Origin of the sequence: Aquabacterium sp., from assembly GCF_044226965.1 — a bacterium.
Lineage (GTDB): Bacteria > Pseudomonadota > Gammaproteobacteria > Burkholderiales > Burkholderiaceae_C > Pseudaquabacterium.
This window is the reverse complement of sequence record NZ_JBGAGA010000114.1, coordinates 1-11,745: the sequence shown is the minus strand read 5'-3', so window position 1 is coordinate 11,745 and position 11,745 is coordinate 1. Positions and strand designations below refer to the sequence as shown.

At 68.0% G+C, this 11,745-nt stretch carries 8 protein-coding genes and 3 pseudogenes; 2 read left to right on the top strand and 9 right to left on the bottom strand.

The genetic code is table 11. The annotated features are described in order from the left end of the window. From ACILR4_RS28310 to kduI, 9 genes and pseudogenes are all read right to left on the bottom strand, one after another. A pseudogene (locus tag ACILR4_RS28310) lies at positions 1-755 on the bottom strand (pectin lyase fold-containing protein); the annotation flags it as partial. A gap of 167 nt (positions 756-922) precedes the next feature. Then, positions 923-2,024: pseudogene (locus ACILR4_RS28305) on the bottom strand (oligogalacturonate lyase family protein). After that, positions 2,024-3,313, bottom strand: coding sequence for an ABC transporter substrate-binding protein (locus ACILR4_RS28300; protein WP_395704237.1), 1,290 nt, complete (start codon positions 3,311-3,313; stop codon positions 2,024-2,026). The pseudogene ACILR4_RS28305 and the gene ACILR4_RS28300 overlap by 1 nt, the downstream one beginning before the upstream one ends. An 11-nt stretch (positions 3,314-3,324) precedes the next feature. Next, complete coding sequence (locus ACILR4_RS28295; RefSeq protein WP_395704236.1) at positions 3,325-4,452, bottom strand: ABC transporter ATP-binding protein; 1,128 nt, start codon at positions 4,450-4,452, stop codon at positions 3,325-3,327. Positions 4,453-4,456: 4 nt separating this feature from the next. Next, entirely contained in the window at positions 4,457-5,332 is an 876-nt protein-coding gene (locus ACILR4_RS28290; protein WP_395704235.1) for a carbohydrate ABC transporter permease, read from the bottom strand. Beyond that, positions 5,329-6,216 (bottom strand): carbohydrate ABC transporter permease, encoded by an 888-nt coding sequence (locus tag ACILR4_RS28285; RefSeq protein WP_395704234.1) that lies wholly within the window; start codon positions 6,214-6,216, stop codon positions 5,329-5,331. Before ACILR4_RS28285 ends, ACILR4_RS28290 begins: the two co-directional genes overlap by 4 nt. A gap of 603 nt (positions 6,217-6,819) precedes the next feature. Further along, positions 6,820-7,464: pseudogene (locus ACILR4_RS28280) on the bottom strand (SDR family oxidoreductase); the annotation flags it as partial. A gap of 302 nt (positions 7,465-7,766) precedes the next feature. Then, complete coding sequence (gene kduD, locus ACILR4_RS28275) at positions 7,767-8,528, bottom strand: 2-dehydro-3-deoxy-D-gluconate 5-dehydrogenase KduD (protein ID WP_395704238.1); 762 nt, start codon at positions 8,526-8,528, stop codon at positions 7,767-7,769. A gap of 20 nt (positions 8,529-8,548) precedes the next feature. Further along, positions 8,549-9,385, bottom strand: coding sequence for a 5-dehydro-4-deoxy-D-glucuronate isomerase (gene kduI, locus ACILR4_RS28270; RefSeq protein ID WP_395704233.1), 837 nt, complete (start codon positions 9,383-9,385; stop codon positions 8,549-8,551). A gap of 158 nt (positions 9,386-9,543) precedes the next feature. Here kduI and ACILR4_RS28265 point away from each other — a divergent pair, with 158 nt between their 5' ends. Beyond that, on the top strand, positions 9,544-9,876 hold the full coding sequence (locus ACILR4_RS28265) for a cupin domain-containing protein (protein WP_395704232.1): 333 nt from the start codon (positions 9,544-9,546) through the stop codon (positions 9,874-9,876). Positions 9,877-10,086: 210 nt separating this feature from the next. Then, a partial coding sequence (locus tag ACILR4_RS28260) for a TonB-dependent receptor (protein WP_395704231.1) occupies positions 10,087-11,745 on the top strand: 1,659 nt, incomplete at its 3' end.

The window sequence follows — 11,745 nt, the reverse complement described above, 5'->3', positions numbered from 1 at the left end:
TGGACGAAGGCGCGCGGCGCGGGTTCGCCGGCCGCGCCACCGGCCAGGTACAGCGTGTCCTGGTGGCCCAGCAGCTGCACCTGCTCCAGCTGCAGCCGGTCGGCGTTCTCGGCCTTCAGCGCCAGCGCCTGGTGCTGGCCGGTGGACTGTCGCCGCGCGCCGCCGCGGCGTTGGTCGTAGCCGTTGGCAATGGTCAGCTTGCGCAGCTGCGTGCCGGCACGCCGAGTCCACAGCACCGCCGTGCAGGCGGTGCCGAGGGTCGGGCCGCGCGCGCAGCTGCGGGCCATCGCGGCGATGTCGGGATGCAGGGAGGGCGACGCGAACACCGCCGCATGCTGGGCCGCGTAGTCCGCCGCGGGCACGCCGGCATCGAGCGTGGCCTCGATGCGCACGGCCGCGGCATCGGCCCCCTCGCCCCACAGCGTGATCGGCACCGCGCCAGCGGGCAGGTAGACCAGCTCCGGGTAGTGGCCGGGGGCGATGCCGATGACCAGCCGCGGCGCCGGCGCCCGGCCCGCCAGCGCATCGGCATGCGCGCGGTTCACCGCGGCCTGCACGGTGGCGAACACCCGCTGGCCATCGGCCTGCGCCGGATCGACGCGGTAGTGGAAGGCCGGCGCCCGGCCGGCGACGAAGTCCGCGTCGGCCAGCGGGTCCCAGCCGGCCAGCACCTGCACGCGGCCGAAGGCCTGGGCCTGGGCATCGCTCAGCTGCGGCCGGTCGGGATTGACGCTCACTTCAGGCGTCATCGACATGCAGCCAGCGAACCCTGCAGCGATGGTCAGCAGCCAGCTCCCGGCTGCGCGCCGCGCCAGACACGTCGCAAGGCTCGGACCGATGCGAGCAGGCGCCGCGGAGCCGGCTTCGCCGGGCCGCTGGCGACGCCCCCTGGGGGGAGGCGCCGAAGGCGCTGCGGGGGGGGTCATACCTCCACCAGGAACAGGCCCGGCTCGCCGGCCTTGTCGCAGCTGAACAGCACCTGCCGCTCGTCCGGCGTGAACGAGGGGTGCGGATGGGTCACCTGCCGGTCGCCCTTGTAGACGCCCCAGCTGCTGTCGTGCCGCGCCAACTTGCGCTCGGTGCCCGCCTTCAGGTCGAACAGGTGCAGGTAGGGGTCGGGCTCGATCGTGTAGCCGGCCTGGTCGTCGACGTCGGCCGGGCTGGCGCAGCCGTCGCCGACGATCAGCGTGCCGTCGCGGTTGCTCATCAGGTGCGAGCACGGCGGCATCTTCACGAGCGGCCGGTCCTGCAGCGTGACGGGGTCGAGCGAGCGGATCCAGCGCTCGGGCTGGCCCTTCAGGTACGAGACATAGACCATCGCCGAGCCGTCGGGCACCCAGAACTCGTGGGTGCAGCTCTCGCCGGGCGCATGGCGCTTGCCGCAGCGCAGGTTCGAGCCGTCCTCGTCGATGAACCACATGCGCGCATCCACCAGGTCGTGCGGGCCCTCGTGGCAGAAGGTGGATGGTCTCGCGCGCGCCGGTGGCCAGGTCGATGCGGATCAGCCGGCAGCGCGGCTTCGCGAAGAACATGTCGCGGAACTTCTGCCAGTCCGACAGCGGGAACCAGTCGCTGGCCAGGATCTCGATGCCGACCATCTGCGTGCAGGCCGAATTCGCCACCCAGGTGCCGTAGCCGACCCAGCCCTCGGGCACGACATAGGCCACCTCTTCCTGCAGCGTGGCCATGTCCAGCCGCACCAGCTGGCGCTTGGCGCGCACGAAGTACAGGAGGCGGTCGTCCGGGCTCAGGAAGCCGCCGAAGGTGTTCTCCTGCGGCTGGTCGGTGAGCTGCAGGCATGCGCCGCTGCGCAGGTCCAGCCAGTGGTAATGCCAGTCGTCGCCGGGCCCGAATTCGCCGGCGAACAGCAGCTTCGTGCCGTCGTTGCTGAAGCACTTCTGGTAGAAGTAGTTGCGGTGGCAGGTGACGTCGATCGGCGTCAGCCGCGTGACCCGCGCGCCGGTGTCGGGATCGGCGCTGACATCGAAAGTGAGCGTGCGGACGGTGTGCTTGCCGGTGGCCATCACTTGATCCTGGAAAGAAGGGCATTGCCGTCGTCCAGCAGGCGCTGGGCCGCCTGCCGGGCGTCGAGCTTGCCGTAGGAAATGCGTTCGAAGATCTCGCGCATGAACTTGCGGAAGCGGGCGTCCTCGAACTTCGGGGACGGCAGCTCGATGCGGCCGGCATCGCGCTGCGCCTTGATCTGCCGGTAGGCCGCCAGCTCCAGCGGCGGCAGCATCTTGGCTTCGTCCAGCGCGCGGAAGGCGCTGGCCGCCGAGGGCACGCCGCGCGACAGCGCCAGCGTGCGCGCTGCCTCGGCATCGGTGAGCAGGTAGTTGATGAAGCGAGCGGCCATCTCGGGATGCGCGCTGCGCTTGCTGACCGCATAAAGCATCGCCGGGCGGCCGAACATGCCGCTGTTCTTCGCGCCGGGCAGCGTCAGGAACTCGCCGATGGCCAGGCGCTGTTTCGCGTCCAGCGTGCTCTGGCGCAGGCGCAGTGCGGTGTCCCAGGTGTAGTTGCCGGCCCAGTTGCCCACCACCCAGTCGGGCTGCTGCTCCAGCGGCTTCTCGGCGCCACCCAGGCTGGCGCGGTAGCGCAGCGGCGTGGCGACGTGGGTATCGACCAGGCGCTGGTACACGTCCACCCATTCACGCAAGGCCTCGGGGCTCATCGCCACCCGCGCGCCCGAGGCATGCACATACGGCGTGCCGTATTTCTGGAACACGTAGGCCTGCGCCAGCAGCAGCATGTCGTAGGGCTCGCCGTCGATCGGGTAGGCCTGCTCGCCGAGCCTGGCGCGGAACACCGGGCCGGCGGCGAACAGCTCGTCCCAGCTGCGCGGCAGCGCGAGGCCGGCGCGCGCGAAGCTGGCCTCGTTCCAGACGAACACGCGCGCCGAGTACGACGGTGGCAGGCCGTTCAACTTGCCCTGCACCAGGCCCATGCGGATTTCCTCGTCCGCGAATTGGTCCAGCGACAGCTGCGCGCGTTGCTGGTTCAGGTCCAGGAAGCCATCGCCATGCCGGCTGAACATGGCTAGCCAGGCCCAGTTGATCTGCATGATGTCGGGCTCGGTGCCGCCCACCATCTGCATCGTCAGCTTCTCGAGGTAGCCGGTGGTGCCCATGTACTCGGGCTTGATCTTCACGCCGGGGTGCCGCGCCTCGAACGCGGCAATGGCCTTCAGCGTGCGCTGGTGGCGCTCGCCGCCGCCCCACCAGGTGAAGCGCAGCGTGATCGGCTCTGCAGCATGCACGGCCGGCGCGGCCAGGCCGGCAGCCAGGGTCGCGAGCGCACGGCGGCGTTGCATCGTCGGGGCCGTCACAGCAGCAGGTTCACGCCGCTGGCCGCGTCGAAGGCATGGCAGGCGCTCATCTGCAGGTGGAACACATGCGCGTCGCCGCGCTGCTTGCCGGCCAGCTCGCCCAGCGCCTCGGGCGCCACACGACCAATGAAGGGCAGGCCACCGAGCTCGGCATGCACGAAGACCTCGTTGCCCATGTGCTCCAGGAAGCGCAGCGTGCCGGGTACGGGCAGCGCGCCGGGCGCCCCGGGCTGCGCGGCGAGGTGCTCGGGGCGCAGGCCGAGCTTGACCGGACTGTCGCCGCGCGCGCGCAGCCGCTGCGCCTTGGCCGCCGGCAGCGGCAGTCGCAGCCCGGCCCAGGCGAAGGCAGCGCCATCGTCGGCCAGCTGCAGCTGCACGTCGTGCAGGTTCATCTCCGGCGAGCCGATGAAGCCGGCCACGAAGGCATTGGCCGGCCGCTCGTACAGCGCGGTCGGCGTGTCCACCTGCTGGATCGTGCCGTCCTTCAGCACGCAGATGCGCTCGCCCATCGTCATCGCCTCGACCTGGTCGTGGGTGACGTAGATCACCGTGGCGGGTCGGCCCTGGGCGCGCAGCGCCTGGTGCAGCTCGGTCAGGCGCACGCGCATCGCGGCGCGCAGCTTGGCGTCCAGGTTCGACAGCGGCTCGTCGAACAGGAACACCTCGGGCCGCTTGACGATGGCGCGGCCCACCGCCACGCGCTGCGCCTGGCCGCCCGAGAGCTGCTTGGGGTAGCGGTCGAGCAGGTGCTCCATTTCCAGCAGGCGCGCAGCTTCCTTCACGCGGGCGTCGATCTCGGCCTTCGGCGTGCCGGCCAGCTTCAGGCCGAACGCGAGGTTGTCGTACACCTTCATGTGCGGGTACAGCGCATAGTTCTGGAACACCATCGCGATGCCGCGCTGTTTGGCCGGTAGCGTATTGACGAGCTGGTTGCCGATCAGCATCTCGCCGCCGCTGATCGATTCCAGCCCCGCCACCATGCGCAGCAACGTGCTCTTGGCGCAGCCGGAGGGGCCGACGAAGACCATGAACTCGCCGTCGCGCACCTCCAGGTCAACACCGTGCACGGCCTTGAAGCCGTTGGGGTAGACCTTCTCGATCTTCTTCAGACGCAAGCCAGCCACGGCGTCAACCCTTTATTCCGCTGGACGCGGCGCTGTCGATGAAATGCTTCTGCGCGGCGAAGAACACCGCCACCGAGGGCAGCAGCGCGACGACCGAGATCGCGATCGCGCTGGCCCATTCCACTTCCTCGGTGGCGCCGATGGTCATCTTCAGCGCCAGCGAGACCGGGTACTTCTCCACCGAGCTCAGGTAGATCAGCGGCCCCATGAAGTCGTTCATGGTCCAGATGAACTGGAACACGATGACCGAGACGATGGCGGGTTTGAGCAGCGGCACGATGACGTACAGCAGCAGCTGCAGCGGGTTGCAGCCGTCGATGGTGGCGGCCTCTTCCATGTCGCGCGGGATGCCGCGCAGGAACTGCACCAGCATGAAGACGAAGAAGGTGTCGGTGGCAAAGGCCGAGGGCACGATCAGCGGCAGGTAGCCGTCGAGCCAGCCGAACTGCTTGAACATCAGGTACTGCGGAATGCGCAGGATGATGTGCGGCAGCATCAGCGTCGTCACCATCACCGAGAACAGGATCTTCTTGCCCCAGAACTCGAAGCGCGCAAAGGCGTAGGCCACCAGCACGCAGGAGATCACCGTGACCACGATGCGCGGCACGACGATCAGGAACGAGTTCAGGAAGTAGGTGGCGAAGGTGTATTCGCTGCTGGTCTTCCAGCCCTTGGCATAGGCCGAGAAGTCCAGGTGCGAGGGCAGCAGCCCGATCTGGCCGAAGATCTCGGCATTGCTCTTGAACGAGGCACCCACCAGCCACAGGATGGGGTACAGCATCACCAGCCCGACGAGGCCCAGCGCCCCATAGCGCAGCGCGAGGCCCAGGCGTTCGCGCAGCGTCAGTGGCGGTGACAGGTCGGTCGCCGTGGCGCTCATCGGCGGCTCTCCTTCTCGCCGGCGTAGAAGACCCAGTACTTCGAGGTCCAGAACGAGACCGCGCTCAAGCCCGCCACCAGCGCGAACAGCACCCACGACAGCGCCGCGCCATAGCCGAGGTTGAAGTACTTGAAGCACTCCTCGTAGATGTAGAGGCTGAGCACGTAGGTCGAATGCAGCGGCCCGCCCTCGGTCACCATGTAGGGCCCGTTGAACTCCTGGAAGCCCTGCACCAGCTGCATGACCAGGTTGAAGAAGATCACCGGCGTGATCAGCGGCACCGTGATGCGGGTGAACTGCTGCCACTTGTTGGCGCCATCGATCTCGGCCGCCTCGTACAGCGACTGCGGCACGTTCTGCAGCGCGGCCAGGAAGATCACCATCGACGAGCCGAACTGCCAGGTGAACAGCGTGACCACGGTCCAGATCGACCAGCGCTCGTCGGCCAGCCACAGGATGGGCTCGATGCCGATCTTGGCCAGCACCAGGTTCACCAGCCCGCGCTGCGAGAAGATGAATCGCCACAGCACTGCCACCGCGATAGAGCCACCCAGGATCGACGGCAGGTAGAACGCCGAGCGGAAGAAGTTGATGCCGCGCAGCTTGAAGTTCAGCACGTGCGCGATGAACAGCGCGAAGCCCACGCGCAGCGGCACCGCCAGGCCGACGAACAGCAGCGTGACGCCCAGCGACTGGCGAAAGACCTGGTCCTTCGCGACGATCTCGACGTAGTTGGCCAGCCCGACGAATTGCGGCGGCGAAAACACGTCGTACTCGGTGAGGCTGAGCGCGAGGCTCATCACGAAGGGGAACAGCTTGAAGCCGAGCACGCCCAGCACGAAGGGCAGCACGAACAGGAAGCCGATCCGCTTGTTCTCGTACATCGTGTCTCCGGTGCTTACCCTCTGGCTCGGCCTGGTGCTCTTGATACCTGCGATCAGTGGCGCGACAAAGTCGCGGGCCGGCAGGCCGCAGCGCGCGCCTCCGGCGGTCGGCCCTGCGGGCCGACTTCCCGTCCTGTCACGGCCCGGGGGCGCGCGGTTCCACCTCCGCTGCGCGGAACACGGATCCCGCGAGTCAGTTGTGGATGCGTGCCCTGTGGGCACGCCGCCCCCCGAACCGCGCCAGGTCGGCGCCTACCACGCGCGCCGCAGCCTGCCGGCCTGCGACTTTGCGGACCAGCGGTGCACGGGCACGAATCGCATGCGCGCCGTTCGGCAAGGTCGGCTGGGCCGGCGCGCAGCGGGACCGTGGGAGGCGGCGAGGATCGCAGGACTGGGGGCGGCGCGCGCAGCGCGCTTCGTAGACTGACTCGCGGGATCTGTGCGCAGTCCGCGCAGCGGACGCAGCTAAATAGACCGCGCGCCCCCAGGCCGAGAACCGCAGCGCAGTCAGCCCGCAGGGCTGACCGCCGGAGTCGGCCCGCTGCGCCAGCAGCCCAAGCCGACCGGGCGCGCCACGCATGGCAGACTGACCCAGCACAAGTTTCACCGCGCCAACCATCCGCCATCCACGGCGACGGTATAGCCATTGACGTAGTCGGATGCAGAAGAGGCCAAAAACACCACAGGCCCTGCCAGGTCGTCCGGCACACCCCAGCGCCCCGCCGGAATGCGTTCGAGGATCGATGCGTTCCTGCTCTCATCGGCCCGCAAGGCGGCGGTGTTGTTGGTCGCCATGTAGCCCGGCGCGATGGCGTTGACGTTGATGCGGTAGCCAGCCCACTCGTTGGCCATCAGCCGGGTGATGCCCACCACGCCGCTCTTGGATGCGGTGTACGAAGGCACCCGCACGCCGCCCTGGAACGACAGCATCGAGGCCACGTTGACGATCTTGCCGCCGCTCTTCTGCGCGATGAACTGGCGTGCCACCGCCTGCGAGAAGAAGAACACCGACTTCAGGTTGATGTTCATCACATCGTCCCAGTCCTTCTCGCCGAACTTGATGGCATCTTCGCGGCGGATGATGCCGGCGTTGTTGACCAGGATGTCGACGCGGCCGCGCCAGGGCACGGCCTGGCGCATCAGGCCGTCGATGCAGCCGCTGTCGCCGAGGTTGGCGCGCAGGTCGAGGAAGCTNAGCGGAAGAAGTTGATGCCGCGCAGCTTGAAGTTCAGCACGTGCGCGATGAACAGCGCGAAGCCCACGCGCAGCGGCACCGCCAGGCCGACGAACAGCAGCGTGACGCCCAGCGACTGGCGAAAGACCTGGTCCTTCGCGGCGATCTCGACGTAGTTGGCCAGGCCGACGACCTTTGGCGGCGAGAACACGTCGTACTCGGTGAGGCTGAGCGCCAGGCTCATCACGAACGGGAACAGCTTGAAGCCGAGCACGCCCAGCACGAAGGGCAGCACGAACAGGAAGCCGATCCGCTTGTTCTCGTACATCGTGTCTCCGTTGGCCCGCCCTCTGTGGAGCCGGGTCCACCTTGTTCGCTAGCGCGCCAACCAGCCGCCGTCGACGGCGACGGTGTAGCCGTTGACGTAGTCCGACGCGGCGGACGAGAGAAAGACCACCGGCCCTGCCAGGTCGTCCGGCACGCCCCAGCGCCCCGCCGGGATGCGTTCCAGGATCGACGCGTTGCGCGACTCATCGGCCCGCAACGCTGCGGTGTTGTTGGTCGCCATGTAGCCCGGCGCAATGGCGTTCACGTTGATCCGGTAGCCGGCCCATTCATTGGCCATCAGCCGGGTGATGCCCATCACGCCGCTCTTCGAGGCGGTGTAGGAAGGCACCCGCACGCCGCCCTGGAACGACAGCATCGAGGCCACGTTGACGATCTTGCCGCCGCTCTTCTGCGCGATGAACTGGCGCGCCACCGCCTGCGAGAAGAAGAACACCGACTTCAGGTTGATGTTCATCACATCGTCCCAGTCCTTCTCGCTGAACTTGATGGCATCTTCGCGGCGGATGATGCCGGCGTTGTTGACCAGGATGTCGACGCGGCCGCGCCAGGGCACGGCCTGGCGCATCAGGCCGTCGATGCAGCCGCTGTCGCCGAGGTTGGCGCGCAGGTCCAGGAAGCTGCGGCCCAGTGCCTGCACCTGGTCCATGGTCTCGCGCGCGGCCGACTGGTTGACGCCGACGATGTCGGCCCCCGCCTGCGCCAATGCGCGCGCCATGCCCTGGCCGAGGCCGGTGTTGCAGCCGGTGACGATGGCCACCTTGCCCTGCAGGCTGAATTGCTCGAGCACCATGCTCACGCGTCTTTCGTGAATTAGCGCAGCGTGGTCATGGGCACGTGGTCCATGTCCTTGAAGACCTGGTTCTCGCCCACCATGCCCCAGATGAAGGTGTAGGCCTGCGTGCCGACGCCCGAGTGGATGCTCCAGCTCGGGCTGATCACCGCCTGCTCGTTGCGCACGACGATGTGGCGCGTCTCGGTCGGCTCGCCCAGCATGTGGAACACCACGCCGTTGTCCGGCATGTCGAAGTAGAAGTAGACCTCCATGCGCCGGTCGTGCGTGTGGCAGGGCATGGTGTTCCACAGGCTGCCGGGTTCGAGCTGGGTCATGCCCATCAGCAGCTGGCAGGTGGGCAGCACGTCGGGCACGATGAACTTGTGGATGGTGCGGCGGTTGCTCGACTTGGCGTCGCCCAGCGTCTCGGGCGAGGCCTCGGACAGCGTGATCTTCTTGTTCGGGTAGTGGGTGTGGGCCGGCGCGCTGTTGAAGTACAGCTTGGCCGGCTGGGCGGCGTCCACGCTGCTGAAGGCGAGGTCCTTCGCGCCCTGGCCGATGTACAGCGCCTCGCGCGGGCCGATCTCGTAGCGCTTGCCATCGGCCTCCACCAGCGCGGCGCCGCCGATGTTGATCAGGCCCAGCTCGCGCCGCTGCAGGAAGTAGTCGGTGCCGGTGTGCTTGCCGAGCTCGGGTGCGAAGCGCACCGGCTGGCTCACCGGGTGGATGCCGCCGACGATGATGCGGTCGATCTGGCTGTAGGTCAGCGTCACCTGCTCGGGCTGGAACAGGTCTTCGACCAGGAAATGGCGGCGCAGGCCGGCGGTGTCGAGCGTGCGGGCATGCTCGCTGTGCACGGGTTGGCGGATCTGCATCAGGACTCCTTGGGACTTTCCCGGAAACAGCGTTCTTGTTTGTTGAACCGCTGTTTCAAAATTGAATTCGTGGGGCTATAGTACCTGCAATTCGCTGTTTCGCAAGGCCTTCGGGCCCCGGGAAAGCCCCACACGGCAGGTGCCGCACGAGGAGAGAGATGAGCACGTTCTTCCTGCAGGACGACCAGCCCTGGACCGAGCTGGGCGAGGGCATCCGCCGCAAGATCGTCGGCCACACGCCCGAGCTGATGTCGGTGCTGGTGCAGTTCGACAAGGGCGCCGTCGGCACGCCGCATGCGCACGATGCGCATGACCAGATCGCCTACGTGGTGTCCGGCGCGTTCGAGGCCACGGTGAACGGCACCACGCGCGTGCTGCGCGCCGGCGACGCGTTCATCGCCCCCCGCCTGCAGACGCATGGCGTGGTGGCGCTCGAAGCCGGCAGCACGCTGCTGGACCAGTTTTCCCCTCGCCGCGAGGACTATCTGTAGCAGGGGCGCGAGGCCTCTGGCACACGTGGCGCCGCGGGCACTGCAGCCCGCCGCGCCCGGTTCCCTGAAACGGCGCCCTGCGAGCGCCGCGTGACCTTCGCACGACACCTGGACTGGTGAAGTGCCCCTGCCTTGCCGCAGGGGCACCGGCCAAGCGCATGCCTGCCGCCGGGTGGACGCCCTTTTCGTACGTTATCAGGAGACAAAGCCATGAACAGGCGCCCTACCCTTCGTCCCAGCCCGCTGACGCTGGCCGTGCTGGCCCTTGCCGCCACGCAGGCCGCCGCCCCGGCCGCAGCCCAGGAAGCCAAGCCCGCCGCCAAGGACAACCCCGAGACGGTGGTCGTCACCGGTTTCCGCGCGTCGCTGGAATCGGCGCTGAACAAGAAGCGCGAGGACTTCGGCATCGTCGACGTCATCAAGGCCGAGGACATCGCCAAGTTCCCGGACACCAACCTGGCCGAATCGCTGCAGCGCATTCCCGGCGTGGTGATCGACCGTGATGCCGGCGAAGGCCGCAACATCACCGTGCGCGGCCTGGGGCTGGACTTCACCCGCGTGCGCATCAACGGCATCGAGGCGCTGGCCACCACCGGCGGCACCGATTCGTCCGGCGGCAACAACCGCTCGCGCGGCTTCGACTTCAACGTGTTCGCCGCCGAGCTGTTCAACTCGATCACCGTGCGCAAGAGCGCCTCGGCCGATGTCGACGAAGGCTCGCTGGGCGCGACGGTCGACCTGGAAGTCTCGCGCCCCTTCGACTTCAAGGGCTTCAAGGCCAGCGCCTCGCTGCAGGGTCGCTACAACGACCTGGCGCAGAAGACCAACCCGCGCGCAGCCTTCCTCGTGTCCAACACCAACGAGAACCGCAGCTTCGGCGTGCTGGTGTCGGGCGCGTACTCCAAGCGCAACCTGTACGAGGAAGGCTTCAGCACCGTGCGCTGGGACAACGGCGCCTCCTCCGGCGGCTGGTGCGCCCCCACCGGCGTGACCAACAACCCCAGCAATTCCACCGCCACCACCTGCGGACCGGCCGCGCAAGGCGTGGGCCGCCTGACCGGCACGCCGGACACCATCGCGGCCTACAACGCGGCCAGCAACGCGGCCAACTTCCACCCGCGGCTGCCGCGCTACGGCCGCCTGACGCACGAGCAGGAACGCATCGGCCTGACCACCTCGGTGCAGTTGAAGCCCCGCGAAGGCACGCTGCTGACGCTGGACGTGATGTACGCGAAGCTGGACGCGACGCGGCAGGAAGACTTCCTCGAAGCCATCTCGTTCAGCCGCACCGCGGGCCAGGGGGGCAAGCCGCAGACCAGCGTGGTCGACACCGCCTACGGCCCCAACGGCGCGCTGCTGTACGGCGTGTACAACGGCGTGGACATCCGCGCCGAGTCGCGCTTCGACAAGCTGACCACCACCTTCACCGAGCCGGCGCTCTCGCTGGAACAGGACATCGGCGACACGCTGAAGCTCAAGGCCAAGCTCGGCCGCGCCGATTCGAAGTTCCGCAACCCGATCCAGACTACCACCACGCTCGATGCGTTGAACGTCAACGGCTACGCGATCGACTTCCGCGACAACGACCGGCTGCCGAAGATCAGCTACCCGTTCGACCCGGCGCAGGCGGGCGGTGCGCTCACGCTGGTGGGCGTGCCGCAGGTGGCCAGCGGCACGCAGCCGTCCACCGTGGCCAACACCACGACCAGCGAGATCCGCATCCGCCCGCAGGGCTCGGACAACCGCATCGACGTGGCCAACATGGACCTCACCTGGGACGCCATACCCGACAAACTGAGCGTCCGCGGCGGCATCGACTACAAGAAGTACGGCTTCTCGACCTACGAGTTCCGCCGCGTCAACCAGAAC

Excerpts from the sequence above, each read along its gene's own strand:
- ACILR4_RS28300 (WP_395704237.1), bottom strand. The coding sequence starts at position 3,313 with ATGCAACGCCGCCGTGCGCTCGCGACCCTGGCTGCCGGCCTGGCCGCG.
- ACILR4_RS28290 (WP_395704235.1), bottom strand. The coding sequence starts at position 5,332 with ATGAGCGCCACGGCGACCGACCTGTCACCGCCACTGACGCTGCGCGAA.
- ACILR4_RS28285 (WP_395704234.1), bottom strand. The coding sequence starts at position 6,216 with ATGTACGAGAACAAGCGGATCGGCTTCCTGTTCGTGCTGCCCTTCGTG.
- kduD (WP_395704238.1), bottom strand. The coding sequence starts at position 8,528 with ATGGTGCTCGAGCAATTCAGCCTGCAGGGCAAGGTGGCCATCGTCACC.
- kduI (WP_395704233.1), bottom strand. The coding sequence starts at position 9,385 with ATGCAGATCCGCCAACCCGTGCACAGCGAGCATGCCCGCACGCTCGAC.
- ACILR4_RS28265 (WP_395704232.1), top strand. The coding sequence starts at position 9,544 with ATGAGCACGTTCTTCCTGCAGGACGACCAGCCCTGGACCGAGCTGGGC.